The 20,465-nt window shown below is 46.0% G+C and carries 17 protein-coding genes; all 17 read left to right on the forward strand.

Annotated features, from left to right (window positions below):
- Positions 1-27: 27 nt before the first annotated feature.
- Positions 28-1,191 (forward strand): LegC family aminotransferase, encoded by a 1,164-nt coding sequence (locus tag CHB92_RS08980; protein WP_089318848.1) that lies wholly within the window; start codon positions 28-30, stop codon positions 1,189-1,191.
- Positions 1,188-1,817, forward strand: coding sequence for an acetyltransferase (locus CHB92_RS08985; protein WP_089318849.1), 630 nt, complete (start codon positions 1,188-1,190; stop codon positions 1,815-1,817). The genes CHB92_RS08980 and CHB92_RS08985 overlap by 4 nt, the downstream gene beginning before the upstream one ends.
- Positions 1,814-2,839, forward strand: a complete 1,026-nt coding sequence (neuB, locus tag CHB92_RS08990) for an N-acetylneuraminate synthase (protein WP_089318850.1) — start codon at positions 1,814-1,816, stop codon at positions 2,837-2,839. Before CHB92_RS08985 ends, neuB begins: the two co-directional genes overlap by 4 nt.
- Positions 2,836-3,993 carry a UDP-N-acetylglucosamine 2-epimerase gene (gene neuC, locus CHB92_RS08995; RefSeq protein ID WP_089318851.1) on the forward strand — a complete coding sequence of 386 codons (1,158 nt, stop codon included), beginning with the start codon at positions 2,836-2,838 and terminating at the stop codon, positions 3,991-3,993. The genes neuB and neuC overlap by 4 nt, the downstream gene beginning before the upstream one ends.
- A 351-nt stretch (positions 3,994-4,344) precedes the next feature.
- Positions 4,345-5,391, forward strand: coding sequence for a nucleotidyltransferase family protein (locus tag CHB92_RS09000; RefSeq protein WP_089318852.1), 1,047 nt, complete (start codon positions 4,345-4,347; stop codon positions 5,389-5,391).
- Between the two features lie 112 nt (positions 5,392-5,503).
- Positions 5,504-6,478 (forward strand): Gfo/Idh/MocA family protein, encoded by a 975-nt coding sequence (locus CHB92_RS09005; protein WP_089318853.1) that lies wholly within the window; start codon positions 5,504-5,506, stop codon positions 6,476-6,478.
- 6 nt (positions 6,479-6,484) lie between these two features.
- Positions 6,485-7,435 carry a Gfo/Idh/MocA family oxidoreductase gene (locus CHB92_RS09010; RefSeq protein WP_089318854.1) on the forward strand — a complete coding sequence of 317 codons (951 nt, stop codon included), beginning with the start codon at positions 6,485-6,487 and terminating at the stop codon, positions 7,433-7,435.
- Positions 7,436-7,440: 5 nt separating this feature from the next.
- Positions 7,441-8,184, forward strand: a complete 744-nt coding sequence (locus CHB92_RS09015; RefSeq protein ID WP_089318855.1) for an SGNH/GDSL hydrolase family protein — start codon at positions 7,441-7,443, stop codon at positions 8,182-8,184.
- Positions 8,184-8,870, forward strand: coding sequence for an acylneuraminate cytidylyltransferase family protein (locus tag CHB92_RS09020; RefSeq protein WP_089318856.1), 687 nt, complete (start codon positions 8,184-8,186; stop codon positions 8,868-8,870). Before CHB92_RS09015 ends, CHB92_RS09020 begins: the two co-directional genes overlap by 1 nt.
- The gene (locus CHB92_RS09025) at positions 8,863-10,662 is read left to right on the forward strand and encodes an ABC transporter ATP-binding protein (protein ID WP_218824245.1); all 1,800 of its coding nucleotides are present in this window, start codon (positions 8,863-8,865) and stop codon (positions 10,660-10,662) included. The genes CHB92_RS09020 and CHB92_RS09025 overlap by 8 nt, the downstream gene beginning before the upstream one ends.
- A gap of 189 nt (positions 10,663-10,851) precedes the next feature.
- A complete protein-coding gene (locus CHB92_RS09030) occupies positions 10,852-11,535 on the forward strand; it encodes a class I SAM-dependent methyltransferase (RefSeq protein ID WP_089318857.1) in 684 nt (227 codons plus the stop codon).
- Positions 11,536-11,548: 13 nt separating this feature from the next.
- Positions 11,549-13,246 (forward strand): MBL fold metallo-hydrolase, encoded by a 1,698-nt coding sequence (locus CHB92_RS09035; RefSeq protein ID WP_089318858.1) that lies wholly within the window; start codon positions 11,549-11,551, stop codon positions 13,244-13,246.
- Between the two features lie 559 nt (positions 13,247-13,805).
- Positions 13,806-14,957, forward strand: coding sequence for a hypothetical protein (locus CHB92_RS09040; RefSeq protein ID WP_106219092.1), 1,152 nt, complete (start codon positions 13,806-13,808; stop codon positions 14,955-14,957).
- Positions 14,958-15,251: 294 nt separating this feature from the next.
- Positions 15,252-16,349, forward strand: a complete 1,098-nt coding sequence (locus CHB92_RS09045) for a glycosyltransferase (protein WP_089318860.1) — start codon at positions 15,252-15,254, stop codon at positions 16,347-16,349.
- A 161-nt stretch (positions 16,350-16,510) separates the two neighbouring features.
- A complete protein-coding gene (locus CHB92_RS09050; RefSeq protein WP_089318861.1) occupies positions 16,511-17,668 on the forward strand; it encodes a glycosyltransferase in 1,158 nt (385 codons plus the stop codon).
- Positions 17,619-18,617 carry a GNAT family N-acetyltransferase gene (locus CHB92_RS09055; RefSeq protein ID WP_089318862.1) on the forward strand — a complete coding sequence of 333 codons (999 nt, stop codon included), beginning with the start codon at positions 17,619-17,621 and terminating at the stop codon, positions 18,615-18,617. The genes CHB92_RS09050 and CHB92_RS09055 overlap by 50 nt, the downstream gene beginning before the upstream one ends.
- 6 nt (positions 18,618-18,623) lie before the next feature.
- Positions 18,624-20,456, forward strand: coding sequence for an asparagine synthase (glutamine-hydrolyzing) (gene asnB, locus CHB92_RS09060; protein WP_089318863.1), 1,833 nt, complete (start codon positions 18,624-18,626; stop codon positions 20,454-20,456).
- Positions 20,457-20,465 lie beyond the last annotated feature (9 nt).

Raw genomic sequence — 20,465 nt, forward strand, 5'->3', positions numbered from 1 at the left:
CCCATCGAAAAACGCGATCATAAATTTATGGGGCAAGCAAACCAGTACAGCCACATTATAGAATATATCAAAAGCCTTTTCCCTGGGCAGGACTTTATTCCCTTGCACGAGCCCAGGTTTACCGGGAATGAAAAGAAGTACGTGACGGATGCGATTGACTCAACTTTCGTGTCTTCGGTGGGAGCCTATGTGAACCGCTTCGAAGAGATGATGCAGGACATAACTGGGGCAAAGTATGCTGTTGCCACTGTAAACGGCACCTCCGCCTTGCATATGGCCCTGATAGTGGCCGGCGTAAAGCAGGGCGACGAGGTGCTGTCGCAGGACCTGACTTTTATTGCGACGGCAAACGCCATCAGTTACATTGGCGCGCATCCGGTGTTTCTGGATATAGACAGAAAGACCCTGGGCTTATCAGCAGATAAGTTAGAGGCTTTCCTGCAGGAGCATGGGCAGAAGCGGGAAACAGGAACGATTAACAAGAGAACGGGTAGGCGCATAGCTGCCTGCGTGCCGATGCATACCTATGGCCTTCCCTGTGAAATAGACAAGATAGCCGCTATTTGTAAGGAGTGGCAAATTTCTTTGGTGGAAGACGCTGCAGAGTCTTTAGGGAGCTATTACAAGGGTAGGCACACCGGCGGCTTCGGGCTCCTGGGCACTTTTAGCTTTAACGGAAACAAAACAGTGACCTGCGGTGGAGGCGGGGCTATTGTGACAGACAACGAACAGTTAGCAAAGCTTGCCAAGCACCTGACCACACAAGCAAAGGTGCCGCACGCCTGGGAGTTCAATCATGATCATGTTGGTTACAACTACCGTATGCCCAACCTGAATGCTGCTTTGGCCTGTGCGCAACTGGAACAGCTAAATACTTTTGTGGATAATAAGCGCGACCTGGCAGAAAAATACAAAAACTTCTTTAGCGAGGTAAAAGAGGTAAGGTTTTGCGAGGAGGGCAAAGACGCGCGAGCAAATTACTGGCTCAATGCGCTGTTGCTGGAGAACAGGGCAGCCCGCGATGCTTTCTTAGAGGAGGCAAACAGCAATGGCGTGATGTCCCGGCCAGCCTGGACCCTGATGCACAAGCTTCCCATGTTCCGGAACTGCCAGCACGATGATGTCACAGAGAGCGAATTGGTAGCGGACCGGCTAGTGAATGTACCGAGTAGCGTCAGAATAGAAAGATGAGGAAGCTTGCACTTTTCGGCTACTCCGGCCATGCCTATGTGGTAGCGGATGCTATCAGCGCATGTGGAGACCAACTCGTAGGCTACTATGAGAAAGAGGAAGCGCAGGTAAACCCTTTTGGCATACCTTATTTAGGATACGAGCAGGACCGGGATAACTTACGGCTCTTAAAAGAACAGGGTGTTCCTGGAATCGTAGGTGTAGGGGAGTGCAGCATACGGGAAAAAGTCATGTCCTTCCTGAAAAACCAAGGGGTAGCCCTGGCACAGGTTATCCACCCTTCGGCTATTGTTTCCGGTTTAACTGAGATAGGAGAAGGTACTTTTGTGGCTGCCGGCGTAAAGGTGAACGCCTTAGCGGCGGTTGGAGCAGGTGTTATCCTCAATACAGGCTGTATCGTGGAGCATGAGTGCAGGATAGGGGACTTTGCGCATATAGCCCCCGGTGCTGTGCTGGCTGGTAATGTGACGGTGGGCGAGGGTAGTTTTATAGGCGCCAATGCGGTTGTGAAACAAGGAGTCCGTATCGGAAGTAACGTGTTGATTGGAGCCGGAGCTGTTGTACTGAAAGACGTGCCCGATGATCAAACATGGGTGGGGAACCCAGCTAAAGAAATAGTTAAATGAGCAAAACCATTATTATAGCTGAAGCCGGCGTGAACCATAACGGGGACATGGCCTTAGCCAAACAGCTGATAAATGTAGCAGCAGATGCCGGCGCAGATTACGTGAAGTTCCAGACGTTCAAAGCCGATAAGCTGGTGAGCAAAGCCGCCAAGCAGGCCGCCTACCAGGTGAAGAACCAAAGCGGGCAAGGTGACGATACACAGTACAGCATGTTAAAAAAGCTGGAGCTGTCAGAGGAGGACCATTATGAACTGCAGCAGCATGCCGACCAGAAAGGAATTAAGTTTTTGTCGACAGGCTTTGACCATGACAGCATCGACTTCCTGGATAAGCTGGGGCTTAATCTTTTCAAGATCCCGTCCGGTGAAATCACCAATAAGCCTTACCTGAAGCATGTTGCCCGGAAGGGAAAGCCTGTTGTCCTGTCTACCGGCATGGCCTCTTTAAAGGAGGTCGAAGAGGCGATGGACGTGCTGGAGGAGGCCGGGTTGCAGCGTGACCAGATCACGGTGGTACATTGCAACACGGAGTACCCTACCCCTATGGCCGATGTGAACTTAAAAGCCATGCTGACGATCCGGGATGCTTTCAAGGTTAAGGTAGGTTACTCTGACCACACCTTGGGCATTGAGGTGCCGATAGCTGCCGTCACCTTAGGGGCGACTGTTATCGAAAAGCATTTCACACTGGATCATGACCTGCCAGGCCCTGACCACAAAGCCTCCCTTGGGCCTGCTGAATTAAAAGCCATGGTACAGGCCATCCGTAACATAGAGCTGGCGCTGAGCGGAGACGGTAGAAAGAGGCCGAGCCCGTCGGAGCTGCAAAACAAACCACTGGTCAGAAAGAGCCTGTACTACAAAGAGGCTTACCCTGCCGGTACTGTATTAGAGGAAAGTCACTTCATTGCGAAGCGCCCTGCGACTGGCTTTAGCCCTATGCGCATAGATGACCTCCTGGGTAAAACCCTGAAAAGAGAGGTAAAGGAAGGGGAGCTTGTGGAACATACCGATTTCTCATGAAGAAAATATGCGTAGTAACCGGTACACGGGCAGAATACGGTCTGCTGTACTGGACATTGAAAGCCCTACAGGAAGATGATACGCTAGACCTGCAACTGTGCGTGACGGGGATGCACCTGTCGCCGGAGTTTGGCCTTACTTACAAGCAAATTGAAGAGGATGGCTTTCAAATCGACAAGAAGGTGGAAGTGCTCTTATCATCAGATTCATCTGTGGGCATCTCCAAAAGCATTGGCCTGGGCGTCATCTCCTTTTCGGAGGCCTTTACGGAGCTGCAGCCTGATCTTGTTTTAGTCTTGGGCGATCGCTTCGAGATCTTCGCGGCTGCCACTGCGGCCATGATCTGTAAAATCCCTATTGCCCATTGCCACGGCGGCGAAGCCACCGAAGGTGCTTTTGACGAGTCCATCCGGCATTCGATCACCAAAATGGCGCACATCCATTTTACGGCCACCGAGGAGTACAGAAGGCGGGTGATCCAACTCGGGGAGCAGCCGGCTAACGTGCATCATGTGGGGGCCCTTGGTATTGAAAATATTAACAGGCTGGAACTACTGGACAGGCAAGCCTTTGAGGAGAGTATCGACTTCAAACTAGGGAAGAGAAACGTGCTGGTAACCTTTCACCCTGTCACGTTGGAAAACGCTACGGCAGCGCATCAGTTTAAAGAGCTGCTTCGGGCCTTGGATGAGCTGGAGGACACCCATCTTATTTTCACCAAACCAAATGCCGACACCGATGGCCGGGTGATCATACACCTGATAGATGAGTACGTGAAAGCGCATGCTGATAGAAGTGCCGCTTTTGTCTCGCTGGGCCAACTAAGGTATTTGTCTGCCCTGCAGCATGTAGATGCGGTGGTGGGCAATTCGTCGAGTGGTTTGTTGGAAGCCCCTAGTTTCAGGAAGGCCACCATTGATATCGGCGACAGGCAACGGGGGCGCATTAAAGCCGAGAGCGTGATCTCCTGTAGCCCTGACCATGCGGCAATAAGAGAAGCTCTTCGCAAGGCTTTTTCTACAAGTTTTAGAGCGTCTCTACGAGAGGTGAAAAACCCTTATGGGGAAAAGAATGCCTCTGAAGAGATCATAAGAGTCCTGAAAGAAGTTGACACAGAGGGGCTTCTAAAGAAGAAGTTTTTTGATCTGCGCTAAGGCGCGCTTTTCTGGTTAACCTGGTGATTAACCAGAAGGCTTTAAGTCTGGCCAATTGCTGTACCCCCTCTTCGTGATTTCCGTACACAGAGCAAGGGCTGCTAATACGGAAATTATAAACTAATGAAGCCGCGTGTACGGCTGAGTGGTCTTGCTTAACTATCTAGTTGAAGTATACCGTAACAGGCTCAGACCAATAAAACACGGATCGGGCTGTAGGCAGCCCCTGCATCAGAATAGGGCGCTTTTCCCGCGCCAAGCAAAACAGAAAAGCACTTGCATAGTATAAGAGGCAAGTGTCGGCAAATCCATGCCGGGGCTTATCAAAAATAAAACAGACGAATAAACAGAATGAAGGACTACCACAGGCATATAATCCCAAGAGACGCAAGTTTGAGGCAAGCATTGGCACAACTAGATGAATTGGCAGCCGATGCAATTCTTTTTGCAGTAGACAGTGATGAAAAGTTAGTAGGGGCGTTAACAGACGGAGACGTGAGGAGGGGCCTCCTAAAAGGTCTTACGCTGGAGGACACAGTTGACAAGTTTACGCAGAAGAACCCGAGATTCCTCCAAAAGGGGGGCTATACGATTGAAGAAGTTATTAGCTACCGGAAGAATGATTTTAGAATTATTCCGGTACTCTGCCAGAAAGGCCGGATCGTTAATGTTGTCAACTTTAGGTTTTTAAAATCCTACTTGCCTGTTGATGCCGTCCTGATGGCAGGTGGCAGAGGGCAAAGACTTAGGCCTTTAACTGATAATGTGCCTAAGCCCCTGCTTAAGGTTGGGGATAAACCTATTATAGAGCATAACCTGGACAGGCTGATCAGCTATGGCATCGACGATATCTGGCTGTCTGTCCGCTACCTGGGCGAGCAGCTGGAAGAGCATTTTGGCGATGGCAGGTCAAAGTACGTCAACATAAAATACGTGTGGGAAGATGAGCCGCTTGGCACCTTGGGAGCAGTAAGCAAAATAGATGATTTCCAGAACGATTGTGTACTGGTTTCAAATTCAGATTTGCTCACGAACCTGGACTATGAGGACTTTTACCTGGACTTCATGGCAAAAGATGCTGCCCTGTCTGTAGTGACCATACCTTATAGTGTTAACATACCGTATGCAGTTTTAGAAACGGAGGATACCAGTGTCAAAAGCTTTAAGGAAAAGCCGACTTACACGTATTACTCTAACGGAGGAATTTACCTGATCAAGAAGGAGGTGTTGAAATACATTCCGAAAGAGCGTTTCTACAATACAACGGATCTAATGGAACTGCTGATAGAAAAAGGCCTGAAAGTAAATTCCTACCCCATGCGGGGGTACTGGCTGGATGTTGGGAAGCCAGAAGACTTTAAAAAGGCGCAGGAAGACATCAAGCATATTAAGTTTTAAACAGGCTTCTTATTAGACAAGATTCACAAATAGACAGAAGTTTTTGTTGATGGTGTAACGATTCTAAAATTATTTAAGCTGTTCTATAGAAATAGAAGGTATACGAACTACTATGAGAGTTACTTTTATTATTGGGGCAGGGCAATTGGGAAGTAGGCATCTCCAAGGGCTACTTAAACACCATGTCCACCAAAAGATCTACGTTGTAGATCCTTCACGCAAATCATTAGAAACAGCCCGTTTAAGAGCTGAGGAAGTAGAGCACCAGCATGAGGTCATTTTAACTTCTGACTGGGAGGACTTACCCCTATCAGTGGATTTAGTTATTGTCGCGACTAATGCTGGGGTAAGAAAAGACATCGTTAAAAAGCTTTTACAATTTCATGAAGTTAAATTCTTGATCTTGGAAAAGGTGCTGTTTCAAGACTTGGCTGCTTATGACGAGGTACAGGATCTGCTGCGAAGGAAGCGTGTTTCTGTTTGGGTTAATCATCCGAGAAGGATGGCTTGTCATTATCAAGAGATCAAAGAAAGAGTTTCAACCGTGCAAGCTCCCGTTACTTTAAATGTTTATGGAGGCAATTGGGGTTTAGCTTGCAATGCAATTCATTTTCTCGATCTAATATCCTACCTGACGGATTCCTTTATAGATACGATTGATACAGGATGGGTAGATGATAACCTTTTAGATAGTAAAAGAGTGGGGCATGTTGAATTTACAGGGACGATAAAGGGGGTTATGAAAGATGGCAGCCAGTTCACTGTCACCTCAAGTCAAGGTGAGCAAAGTTTATTGACGAGCTTTATTTCAGCAGGCCCCTATCGTTGGTTGGTATCAGAAGGAGGCGGTAATCAAATTGTGTACATCGACCCAGAAAACGATAACAGGGGAGTAGTAACTGAATATCCTGTAGAGTTTCAGAGTTCTTTAACCACTAAACTAGCAGAGCAACTCTTTGAAAAGGGGGACTGTGATTTGCCAACTTTTGAAGAAGCCTACCATACTCATGTGCCATATATTAAAGCACTAGTAGAAAAGTATAATTTGTTGTCTGGCTTACAGACAAATACATGCCCAATAACATAAAGCAATATGAGTCTATTACTGATCGGGACAGGCCCGATGGCAGTTGCCTATACCGAAGTGTTGAAGGATGTCCATGTTCATTTTGATGTAGTAGGTCGGGGGCTAAGTTCTGCAAAAAGCTTTAAGCAAAGTACAGGAGTTTCACCCCAAACAGGAGGTATTGAGAAATATCTGAAGGAGAACCAAGTGGCACCTAAAACAAAAGTCATTATTGCTACGGGTACCGAGTCCTTGATGCCAACCCTGGAGTTACTTCTGAATGCTGGCATAAAGCATGTCCTTGTTGAAAAGCCTGCTGCTATTAGTATGAATGAACTTCTTGATAAGGAAGAGGAGATAAGCGGTTATTACGCTGAAATTTATGTTGGTTATAACAGAAGGTTTTATGCGTCTGTGCTTGAAGCTGAGAAGCTGATAGAACAGGATGGGGGACTTGAAACTTTACAGTTCGAGTTTACTGAGTGGGCGCATAGAATAGAGCCTTTGGTTAAAGCTGAAGGTGTAAAGGAAAATTGGTTTTTTGCAAACTCTACCCACGTGGTTGATCTCGCGTTCAGTCTTGCTGGTAAGCCAACTACCTGGCAGGCTTTTTCTAAGGAAGGAAATATCTCATGGCATCATAGATCTAACTTTGCAGGGGCTGGTGTTACTGAAAAAGGGGTGCTTTTTTCCTATTTGGCAAATTGGGAAAGTGCAGGACGATGGGCAATCGAATTGTTAACACGCAAAAGAAGGATCTATCTTAAACCGCTCGAATCGTTGTCTATCCAAGAGAAAGGCAGCGTAAAAGTTGAGGAACATTCGTTTGATGATGAAATTGATAAGAAGTATAAGCCAGGCTTATACAAACAGGTTCTTGCTTTTTTAGAAAATGAACGGTCTAGACTGGTGTCATTTAAAGAACATGTAGAGAATACAAAAAAAATATACAGCACGATGTTAAATAAAGCGTATTAAGGAAAATGGTTAGTAACAAAGTGTTATGTGTTGCAGATTCTTTGGCTTTACCCCGTGCAAATGTAAAGTTCGAAGAAACATGGTTCTTCAAGCTTTGCCAAGCTTATCCAGAGTTTTTGTTTATTCCTAAATTTTATAGGGGCTTAACGACCAAAGCCCTTGTAAGTTCTACGAAATCAGATTACTTGGAGCATTACGAACCGAGCCTGGTTATATTGCAGATCGGGGTCGTTGACTGTGCTCCAAGATTCTTGAGACGGAGTTCGCTGTTTGTGAAAGCCCTGAATGAACTGCCTAAACCGGTTTCTGCTAGGATATGGCGTGTTATTAACACTGTTGGGAAAAGAGAGGCCAAGTATGCAGACGTGTTACCACATAAGTTTGAGAAAAACTTAAGAGATTACTTTAGCCGATGCAGGGAGGCTAGTATTAGTAAGGTAATAGTAATTAAAATAGCACAGCCCAGTCAAAACATGATAGACAAGAATCCGGGAATTACTCGCCAAGTTGATAAGTACAATTCAATATTTGATAAGCTAACAAAGGAATATGATTTTATTTCAAGTGTTGACCCTTTAGAGTCAGGTGATAATGATTTATTCCTAGAAGATGGGTATCATCTTAATGCGAAAGGTAACAGCTTTGTTTTCCAGTACCTTTCAAAATATTTCTCTTCTTTGCGGAGTACACTATCTCAGATGGTCATGTCAGGGGCGATAAATAAACCACAAGATACACTAAGACTTTAATGAGCTTTCTTTTTTTGATTCCGGCACGCGGCGGATCCAAGGGGCTGCCAGGAAAGAACATCAAGCCGATTCAGGGAAAGCCTCTCATCCAGTTTACCATAGATGCCGCCCGGGAGATAAGCGACCCGAAAAACATCTGTGTATCCACGGATGACGCTGGGATTGCAGCCGTGGTACAGGAGTATGGCATAGAAGTTCCCTTTATCAGGCCTAAAGAGTTTGCCACAGATCATGCCACAACAGAGCAGGTTGTGCTCCATGCCCTTCAGTTTTATGAAAGCAAGGGTGTTCTTTACGATTACATCGTGCTACTGCAGCCTACCTCGCCTTTAAGAACAGGTAAGCACTTGCAGGAAGCACTGAACTTAGTTAGGCCTGATACGGAGATGATCGTTTCTGTAAAAGAAACAGACGCGAACCCGTACTATGTGCTATTCGAAGAAGATCCGGACGGCGTATTGCAAAAGTCTAAAGAGGGAAACTTTTCCAGGAGGCAGGACTGCCCGAAAGTGTATGAGCTGAATGGGGCTATCTATATTATCAACGTAGACAAGTTAAAGCAAAAGGGGTTGGGCAGATTAAAAAAACAGAAGTACGTAATGAATAAAGTAGCTTCTATAGATATAGATGATGGAGTTGATTTCAGTCTTGTTGAATTAGTTATTTCTAGAGAAGAACGTGGGTAAAATTAAAGACATATTTAATAAATACTTTGGAAACTTCGCCTACTTCTATCATTTCCTGGGAAATAAGATATTTATTTCTGTAGGACTAAGCATTTTGGTAGGGGTGTTGGACGGCTTTGGGTTGGCCATGTTTCTTCCCTTACTACAAATGATAGACAGTAGAGCGGGAGAGGTAGACACAGAACAGATGGGGAACTTATCCTTTCTGGTTGAGGGGCTGAAGACGTATGGCGTCGAACTGAACTTGCAGACGGTTCTCTTAATTATGTTGTCCTTCTTTACCCTAAAGGGGATAATGAAGTTTTTGGAGGGTTTCTATAAAGTGGTTCTGCAGCAGAGATTTATCCGTCAAATCCGGTTTTCGAACATCAGTTTGCTGTCAGGATACAGCTATACTGAGTTTGTGAACAGTGACTCCGGTAAGATTCAGAACACATTTAGTGGGGAAGTAGATAGGGTAAACCAAGCCTACCAGGCTTATTTTAAAGCATACCAGTATGGTGTAATGGTATTTGTGTACATGAGCTTTGCGCTCATGGCCAATGCACAATTCGCCATATTTGTTGCCATTGGTGGAATACTCACCAATGCCTTATTCAATGTCTTCTATAAAAAGTCGAAGCAGCTATCAAAAAAGTTTACCAACCGGACCCATTCTTTTCAGGGCTTGTTGATTCAAATGGTGGCAAACTTTAAGTACCTGAAAGCCTCCGGGTTGATTCACGAGTTTGGCCAAAAGCTCAAAAAATCCATTGGAGGGATAGAACTTGTGCAGCGTAGGCTAGGCACTTTGGCTGCAGCCTTGGTTGCTATACGAGAGCCCCTTGTCATACTGGTGGTGGTGGTGGTTATCTTAGTCCAAGTGAACCTCTTTGGGCAGAGCTTGGGCTTAATTATTCTCAGCCTGCTGTTCTTTTACCGGGCCCTTAATTTTTTGATGTCTGTTCAAAACTACTGGAACACCTTTCTGTCCGTTTCGGGCTCCTTGTATAACATGACCGAGTTTTCGGAAGAACTGGAACGGCACCAGGAAAGATCGGGGACAAGGCCTTTTGGCAGGTTTGAACACGAGATAGAGCTAAAAGACCTAGACTTCTCCTACGATAATACGCAGGTGCTAAGAAATGTGTCTCTTAGGATTCGGAAAAATGAAACGGTAGCGCTGGTAGGTGAGAGTGGGTCAGGGAAAACTACGCTGATGAATGTTCTAAGTGGCTTGCTACAGGTAAACAGAGGAACGATACTGATCGATGGCGTAGAGCTTCAGGCATATGACGTCAGGTCCTTTCAGAGAAGGATTGGTTATATAACACAGGAGCCCGTCATCTTTAACGATACCGTTTTCAACAACATCACTTTTTGGGATGAGCCGACGGAAAAAAACATAGCGCGTTTTTATAAAGCACTCCGTATGGCCTCTATTTATGATTTCGTAATGAGCCTTCCTGAAAAGGAGCATGCCCCGCTGGGAAACAATGGCATTATGGTGAGTGGCGGGCAGAAACAGCGTTTATCCATTGCGCGGGAATTGTATAAAGAAGTGGACTTTCTATTCATGGACGAGGCTACCTCTGCACTTGATTCGGAAACAGAAAAAAGCATACAGGAAAATATTGAGCAGCTGAGGGGTAAATATACGATCATAATAATAGCGCACCGTTTATCAACGGTTAGAGATGCAGACCGGATCGTCTACCTCAAGAATGGTATGGTAGAAAATGAGGGAAGCTTCGACGCCCTTAAGGAAACCTCTAACAGATTCAAGAGAATGGTAGAGATGAATAACTTATAGTAGTTTATTTCTATGGCTATACCGGTGGCTTGCTGTTAGCCCGCTAAGAAGCAATAACCATGTTAAAGCATCTTAGCTGTTATCGCATGCAGTATGCCTCTAACTGCGCTAACAGATACAGCTGCAAGTTGGGGTACAGTGGGTATCTTATGACTTTTCGTTATTGCTGTTTAACGTTTAGAGCAGGCCATGGCAAGTTTAAGACTAGAACAATGGGAGCAGAGTTATAGCCGTCAGGAGAACTATATTTTCTACCCAAAAGAAGAGGTTGTGAAGTTTCTTAACCGCTTTGTAAAGAAAAAAACTGGGGTAGACACTTATCAAAACCACTTGGTAGAAGAGCAAAAACTAAAAGGCTTGGACCTGGGTTGCGGAATAGGGCGGCAAGTCATATTACTTGAGGAATTTGGAATAGAAGGATACGGGGTAGACATTGCCTCTAACGCGCTGAAGATGGCACAAGAATTAGCGCAGTCCTTGGGCTTTGAGTTAGCTGATCGCTTTGTCTTGCTCCAAAAAGCGGAGCTCCCTTTTCATGATAACTTCTTTGATATAGCTATTTGTGATTCCGTTTTAGATAGCATGGAGTTCAGTAATGCACGGAAATACATGCAAGAGCTAAACAGAACGGTAAAAAGACTAGTATATCTAAGCCTTATCTGTACAGATGCTTCATCAGGATTTGGTGCCAGGGACATGCTGGTGCAAAGCGAGCACGAGAAAGGCACAATCCAAAGCTTTTACAACGAAAGGCGAATTAACAGGCTTATTGCTGAAACGGGTTTTAAGATAAGGCAACTACATAAATTAATTATAAAGAATCAACTAAGCAACACGACAAGCGCTCGCTTCCATGTTGTTTTAGAAAAGTAGACCAAGGTACCCTATGAACAAGTTAGGCAGGTTTGAGACTGTAAGTGAATCGGAAGAGGTATGTGTTCGACTGGATGAACTCAAGGTTGGCATTAATGATGTTAAGAATCACATCATTCGTGTAAATGACGCGCACAAGATCGATTACATTGTTAATAAGACATGCGATCATGCAGGAGGAAGGCTAATCGTGAAAGGCGAGCAGGCGGTATGCCCCATGCATGATTGGCGACTCAACCTAAACACCCTTCAATATAATAGTTCACATGTATGTAAAGAGCAGGTGCCGTTCCGGATGTCCGAGCAAGGAGAGGTGTTCATAGAAGATGCCAACAAGTCGCTTAAGAATCCGTTCCAATCAGAGAAGAAGGGAGCGGTTAGCCTGCGATGGCTAAACCACGCTGCCGTTTTTATAGAGTGTAATGGGACCTCTATTATAACGGATCCCTGGTTGTTTGGTCCCGCGTTTATGACCGGTTGGTGGTTAGCTGCCCCATCTCCTCAGGAGTCTGTCGAATTACTGAAGAAGGCCGATTACGTTTATATCTCGCATAATCACCCGGACCACCTGCACGCAGAAACCCTGGCCTTGCTACCGCGCGACATCACCATTATCACCCCAAAGTTTAGGTCCGGATCATCCGAGAAGTTCTTACGTAACCTTGGTTTTACTCAAGTAAAAGCGCTCAACTTTTTAGACATTTTTGAGCTTACCCCAGGCTTTCAGGTAAGCCTGCTAAAATCCGGTGACTTCCGGGACGACTCTGGATTATACGTGTGCGCCAACGGCCATGAGCTATTACTAACTGTAGACTCTAACTTCCTCAATGCCCATGAGCTTCCTAAGAATGTTGATCTGCTAATGACCTCATTTGCTGGAGGAGCCTCAGGCTTTCCGCTTTGTTACGAAGGCTATACAGAGGAAGAGAAAGTAGCTGTGCTTAAAAGGAACAGGAATGCAATTAAGTCTAACGTGCTCAAGTACGTTCAGGAAACAACTCCGCGGTACTATATGCCTTATGCAGGCATGTTTTCTGAGTATGCAGAAAGGGATAAGTATATTAAGGACTTAAACCTCAAGAACACGTTTGGGGACTACGAAAAAATCCTGGGAAGGCTTTCAGTTACGACCTTAAGGCCTGATTCTGCCAAAGTGATAGAGTTTAGGGATGGGGACTTAACGTCAAAAGCTGTAGAAACTACTTACTTAGACAAAGAGGACTGCACTTATTACATTAATAAGTTTAAAGAGGAGTTCCAGTATGATCCAGGCGCCATTGTTGATTATCTAAAGTCCTCCGGTTTTAGGGGGAAGCAAATACTGCAAATCATTCCGACAGACGATTTACATCAAGAGATAGTGGGCAAAATCATATATGCCGATTTCTACCATGATGTATATAAGGTGATCGACAAAGAGGACCTTGTAGCTAAGGTAGAAGGCTATAAGGTAATGCAGCTTCGAATAAGGGCAGAGGTTATTATGTGTGTGATAGAAAACTACTTACCTTGGGAGGACTTATCCATTGGGTTCCAAATGAGAGCCTCCCGCTTCCCAAATGAGTACGAGTCTGACTTCTGGTACCATTTTACGAACAATTATATTGCCAAAGAGCATTTCCGCTATACGTCGTATTGCGGAGCGTGTACTATTGTTAACCAAAACCCAGTTTGGGTAAAAGATAAGCAGCCCCTTCAGTACACTCCATAGGTACACCGTCTTCTAGGTAAGCATCCTCTGAGGCAGTTTAATAGGGCTTAAGCTCGCCTGGCCGTGTAGTTTTGATCAGCTTTCTTGGCCAGCATAGGCACAAGCCCTTTGCCTTTCTAATGAATTGTCCATTTTCATTAAAGGGTTCCTACTCTCAAACTGTAAACATAGTCCGTACTAAGGGGAAAGAAGCATTTATGAGAGCGCCCTGGTGAACTGCTTTAATCTTTCCCGGGTGTTTTCAGGTAAGCCTACACAGCCTTCTTCCTGCCAAAGACTTAAAGTACATTTCACCTATCAAAGCTTCATACAATAAATAAGCTCTATTTTTGATAGGAACGGTTTGCGTGTTTTTGGCCCCTGTCTTTTGTTATAAACGCTGGCAAAACCGTAACCTTTTGTTTTAAGAGGGGGTTTATGTCCCTAGACGCAAATGTATATAGAGTAGAGGTAAAGCTTCATATCCTATTTATCATCATGCAAGCCGCAATTAGCAAAGTCTCACAGCACCCTTATGAGTAAAATTGTTTTTCTGGAAGTACGCCTTTTTCGAAATAGCATGACTGAAAGCTATCAGTTTAATCAGCTTAAAGAACTGGGACACGAGGTTGAAATCTGGTACTTTGGAAACCTTTTTGGTCTTAGCAGTAACATAGTTTTGAATGCTCCAGCAATAAAGGAGTATGTTGTTATGATCAACAGCCTTGATATTCTTAAAGATAAGGTGCAAGAGTTAGAAAGCGGCGCTGTTTTGTTTTCTACTTTAGGCACCTTCCATTATTTTCCCATTCTATACAAGATCATAAAGTGTCGCAAGGACCTTATTTGGATTGGAAGGATAACGAAAAGTATTCCTTTAGCTAGCAGTAAAAGTTCTAATCCACTAAAGTCAGTTCTACGAAACATATTTTTCTATAATTTATATCGGCCCTTTAGTAATGTAATGCTTTATGTGGTTCAGAAAGCTATCAGAAAGTATGGACAAGTAGTAGGTTTAAAAGCCTATCAGCCCGATTACTTAATGGTTACTAACATAGAACAAGTTCCTTCTAGTTACCCTAAAGAAAGGGTTATCCTAACGCATGCAGATGATTATAATATACATCTGTTAAAGAAGGATATAGAGCTGGACCTCTCTCTACAAGATGCTATTGTCTTTTTAGATCAAATGATTTATTATCATTCCGACTTGAAAAACCTGAGGGCGGATGACAAAGACGTGGATAGGTATTACCAAAAGCTAAACAAGCTATTGGATGATGTCTCTCAAAAATACGGTAAACCAGTTGTTATAGCCGGGCACCCCGAAGCAGAAAAGTATCCACACTACCAAGAAAGGTTTAAGGGTAAAAAGCTTGTAACAGGCAAAAGTCTTAATTTGGTAAAGCATGCGGCTTTGGTGATGACTCATTATAGCGGAGCTGTAAATTTTGCCGTGATATATAAAAAGCCCTTATTAATGGTCTCAAGCAGGGGCTTTGAACCTTATGAAAATATCATGAGGTCAATAAGGACTCTTTCAAAAGAGCTAAATGTAAAGGTTATCAACATAGATAATTATGATCTGCAGGAAATTGATCTAAGCCTTAAGCCTAACTATAATACATACAGGAACCAATATATTAAGTCTGATAATACCCCAGATGAGTTGTCGTACCCTTACGCGGTAAGTTATGCCCTGAACCAAGTAAAAGCTAAAGAAGCACACTAAGGTCTCCCCTTACGGGAAGAAAGCTACAGGAACAGCCGTATTGTATGCCTTCAGCCGCAAGTGTTGAGCAAGGTTTTTTATCTAGAACCTTGTATAAGCAGCTCTTTAGCTGTAGTTATACAGAGGGGTTAAGAACTCCGCTTATGATCTCTTCCCTGATAAGTAGCGCGCCTTTCATTTGAGCCGTACATCATCTGCAGGAGAAGCGCTTTTCTTGTAGAAAAAAGGCCAACTTAATCTGCTATTGCAACTTGAATTGTTCTTAAAGAGAGTTAAAGGGGTAAATCAACTTAAATGAAAATCCTTCAGTTAATTCATAAACCACAGCTACGCGGAGCCGAAATCTTTGCAGCACAGTTAACGGATAATCTTGAGACAAAAGGACATTGTTCCAAAATACTGGCTATTTACGAAAGCCCGGATGCCTTAAAATACAACAGGAACTACCTTTCTATTAATGCAAACCCTAAGAGCAGCTTGTGGGACAGGGCCGGCTGGAAAGCCTTAGCTGATAAAATAGCAGCGGAAAAGCCGGACATTGTACAGGCAAATGCCGGAGACACGTTAAAATATGCCGTTTTCTCCAAGTTGCTTTTTAGATGGCAGCAGCCACTCGTATTCCGTAACGCCAGTACCTTAAGTTCGTATCTTAAGAAGCCGCTTCAAAAAGCCTATACCCGGTTCTTATTCAACCATACGGATGCCGTAGCTTCCGTCAGCGAGTACTCCAGGCAGGACTTAGTCGGTTTATTCCCCTCCCTGGACGCTAAGACGAAAGTAATTCCTATTGGCTTAGAGAAGAAGGTTGAGGTAAAGGATCCTTTTCCGGGCAGCTCCCCTGAGCGGGTTAACTTGGTGCATGTTGGAGGGTTCTCCTTCGAAAAGAACCATCGGGGCCTCCTCCGTATCTTCAAAGCAACCACGGCGCGTCTACCTCAGGTACACCTTTGGCTTGTAGGAGATGGCCCTATGCGGGCAGAGATTGAGGCACTTGTAGCTGAGATGGGCTTGCAGGAGCAAGTGCATTTTACCGGATTTGTGCAAAATCCTTTAGACTACATAGCGCATGGACAAGCACTTTTGCTTCCGAGCATTATTGAAGGACTACCCGGTGTTATTTTAGAAGCAATGCTTTACAAAACGCCGGTGGTGGCCTACAAAGTAGGCGGAGTTGGCGAAGTAGTGAGGCCGGGTGAAACAGGCTGGCTTGTCGAGCCTGGAGATGAACAGGGTTTCACCGAGGCAATAGGCGAGCTAATAAAGAACAGCGATAAATCGAAGGGTATCGTCGAACATGCCTTCAGGCAGGTAAATAAGAAATACATGAATGAAGGGATCGCAGCTTCCTTTGTTCACTTGTATGAAGGTTTGTTAAGAAGTAACCCTGCCTAAACAATTGTAAGGGGCAAAAGTAGGAAGGGTAAATTAATATACAGTTCGTTCCCGCTCCTTAGTACTAGCAGTGTCAAAAGAAAATAAGAAACAGAAAAGATGAAGTGGTTCCTGCACGGAACTGTTTATGGAACACAGAATAGCTAAAACCATTGAGCCACATGGCGGGAAAGATAAAAATTCTACACATTATAAAGTCACTCGGTAGAGGGGGGGCAGAAATGCTGCTACCCGAAACGCTGAAATACCATGACCAAGAGCAATTTGAGTTTCATTACATCTATTTTCTTCCCTGGAAAGACCAGGTAGTGAAGCCTATTGAGCGTCATGGAGGTAAGGTTACCTGCTTCTCAGCTGCTAATAATATCGAGATTTCCCTAAAGGTGCCGGCCCTGGTCGATTATATCAAAAGCCACAACATCAAGCTGGTGCACTGCCACCTGGCCTGGGCGGGTATCGCGGGCAGGGTAGCTGCCAAGTTAGCCGGCGTTCCGGTTATTTATACAGAGCACAATAACTTCTCGAGCTACCATATGCTCACCAAGCTCATGAGCCGCTTAACCCTGCCTCTGGGCGACCTGACAATTGCTGTTTCAGCCGATGCAGAGCAGGCCTCGAAGGAGGTGGTGGCACCTGAGAAACTGAAACTGGTTTTAAACGGGGTCGATACCGCTTTTTTTACCCGCGGCACCACGGAAACAGATCTGCCCCAGCGCCTGGGCATTCCGGAAGACCATGTGGTGATAAGCACTGTGGCTGTTTTCCGCAAGCAGAAAAGGCTGGATCATTTCGTCCGGGTGGCCCGTGAGATTGTGGCCGGTCATGACAAGGTGAGCTTTGTGCTGATAGGGGATGGGCCGGAAAGAGCAGAGGTGGAGGCACAGGCGATGCAGGCCAATCTGAAGGGCAGAATCTTTTTCGAAGGGCTGCAGCACAACGTGATGCCTTATTTTGACATGACGGACATTTACCTGATGACCTCCGACTATGAAGGCCTGCCGATAGCTTTGCTGGAGGCGATGAGCATGAGTTGCGCCCCGGTGGCTACCCGTGTTGGCGGCATTCCGGAAGTCGTGGTGGATGGTGTGTCAGGCCTGCTGAGCCCTGCCGGAGATATTGCCTCGCTGCAGGCGCACATCGAGGCACTGCTACACGATAAAGAAAGAAGACAGGAGATCGCCTCCAATGCCCGTAAGCGGATTGAGGAGCACTTTAGCATGAAGAAAATGGTGCAGGAACTGGAAGAAGTCTACCATCAATTTTTAACACATGGAGCATACAGCCAAGAAACGGATAGAATATACAGTAAGAGCAGCTAGCGAAAGCGATCTACCGGCCATCATTGAGTTGTTTGAGCTGTCGTTAGGGGCCGCGCACGGCGCCCCGACAGAGAGCTTCTGGCGCTGGAAACACATTGACAACCCTTTCGGCGAATCGCCGGTGCTGCTGGCCTTTGACGAGGACAAGCTCGTAGGGCTGCGGGCCTTTATGCGCTGGCAATGGAAACACCAGGACAAGGTACTGTCTGCCTTCCGGGCAGTCGATACCGGTACTCATCCCGATTACAGGGGCAAGGGCATTTTTTCCCGGCTTACGAAGGGGCTAATAGCGGATCTGAAAGAAAGCGAACCTCCTTCTTTTATTTACAACACGCCAAACGATAAGTCAAAACCAGGTTACCTAAAAATGGGTTGGCAGGTGCTCGGGAAACCTAACCTGGTAGGAAGCGTAGCCTTTAGTTATTCAAGATTTGCAAAAGAACGCTTTTGGGCCTACCACCGCGATTTGCAAAAGCTGGACTTCAGCGGTTTGGGGAATTATCAAGTTGATCTAAAACCTGATCTGATCCATGTGAATCATTCTGCTGATTACTACAAGTGGCGCTATCAGTCTATCCCGGAGCTACCCTATGGGTCTTTCGTGTATGAGGCAAAGGGGCAGGCGGTTTTACTCTTCTTTCATTTAAAGCCCCGAAAGTACTTCTACGAGCTAAGGATATGCGATGCGCTTTGGCTGCGGGGCGAACCAAACCGGCAGCAGCTCCTCAAAGCCAGCCACAAGCTGGCGGGCCGTTTGGGTACTCCTTTTATCAGTCTGATGCTGAAAGGCCCGATCAGTCGCTGGGAAAGGATCCGCTTCAGAATGTTTTCGCTGCGCCAGCTCGCCCCGGAAGTAACCGTGCGGGAGGTGAATGATAGCGAACTGATAGCACTCGCTGGCAACATAAATAACTGGTCCTTCACCATGGGAGACCTGGAATTGTTTTAATTAACTATGTGCGGAATATTTGGAAATGTTGGTCGTCTGAAAGAAAGCGACATGAAAATAGCGGAAGAGATGCTGTGCCACCGGGGGCCGGACGGGCAGGTGTACAAAACCTATGACCCCAACGTGCATCTCTTTCATGCCCGGCTCAGCATCGTGGACATTGCAGGCGGTACCCAGCCCATGGATACAGAGGATGCAGCCATCATTTTCAATGGCGAGATCTACAACCACCTGGACCTGCGTAAGCAGTTCAGGTTAAGGGGTAATACCCATTCCGATACTGAAACGATCCTGCTGCTGTACCAGCAAATGGGCCTGGACATGCTAGAGCACCTGGAAGGCATGTTTGCCATGGCGCTGTATGACAAACGGAAGGGCAAGCTGTTCCTTATCCGCGACCGGGCCGGTAAAAAGCCGCTGTACTTCTCTAAAACAGACGAAAGCATTTACTTCGGCAGCGAACAGAACGTGCTGCAGCAAGTGCTGCGGCCCTCTGTCAGGTTATCGGCTATTGCTACTTATTTACATAGCGGCATGGTGTATGGGAAAGACACGCCTTTTGAAGGAGTATACGAGTTGCGCCCCGGCCACTTACTTGAAATAGACGTGCGCAGCGGCGCTATGTCGGAGCAAAGGCAGTGGTGGTCTATTGTCCCTTTTTATGAGAAAACCTTAGACATCAGCGAAGAAGAGGCCTTGGCCGAGCTGGACAAAAGGTTAAAGCTGGCGGTGCGGCAGCGCATCGAAAGCAGCGACTTGGAAGTAGGTTGCTTCCTGAGCGGGGGTATCGACAGTGGCATTGTCACCGCCATGGCTACAGAGGTGAAACCGGAACTACGCACTTTCACCGTAAAGTTCAGCGACAAGTACGACGAGTCACCCATCGCCAGAAAAGTGGCGAACCATTTAGGTACCAGGCACCAGGAGCTGAGCGTGTCTTACGACAATCTTTTGCAGGACTTCGAAAAAATTGTGAACGCCTACGGAGAGCCCTTTGTGGATGACTCCCAGATACCTTCTTACTACGTGGCCAAAGAGGCCAGGAAACACCTGACCGTGATTGTGAATGGAGATGGCGGAGACGAGCTTTTGGGCGGCTACAGGCGCTATGTGCCTTATGCAAACGCCCTGCTGCGCAGCAAAGGAGTAAAGGCTTTATCGAAGGTAGTGGCCCCCATGCTTCCGTCTCCGAAAGATAAAATGAGCCTCTATAATTATGGCTACCGCCTGGCGAAGCTCAACAGCCTGGACAGTTACGAGCAGTACCTGAGCGCCAGTTCTGACCTCCTGCTGGATACCTCCCTCTTTAAAGTGAAGCCTGACACGGCCTTGGAGAAAACGATCAATGGCATCTATAGGAAAGACATCTCTGACCTGCGCAAGATCATGCTGTCCGACTTCCAGACCATTCTGCCGTATATCCTGCTAAAGAAGATCGATATCAGCTCCATGCAGAGTTCACTGGAAGGAAGGTCACCTTTCCTGTCCAAGGATATATTGGAGTTTGCTCCCTCCTTACCGGACAAATTGAAAGTGAAGGGGAGAACAACAAAATATCTGCTCCGCAAGCTTGCCGCCAGGTACCTGCCGGCTGGCAACGAGAAACTCCCAAAACGGGGGTTTGAGGTGCCGATCATCGGAATGGTAGACCAGACCTTGCAACCTATACTCAAGGATTACCTGTATAGTAGCAACTGCCTCTACAAAGATGTGCTGGACACCTCCTTTGTAGAAGATCTGATGAACGATAAGGTGGCCATGTCGAAAGACAAGCGGGCTAAGGTTTTGTTTGGCCTGCTGACCATGGAAATATGGTATCGGAACCAGCGAGGTACGTAGGAGCAGAGG

This window comes from Pontibacter ummariensis (assembly GCF_900188175.1).
Classification (GTDB): Bacteria; Bacteroidota; Bacteroidia; order Cytophagales; family Hymenobacteraceae; genus Pontibacter; species Pontibacter ummariensis.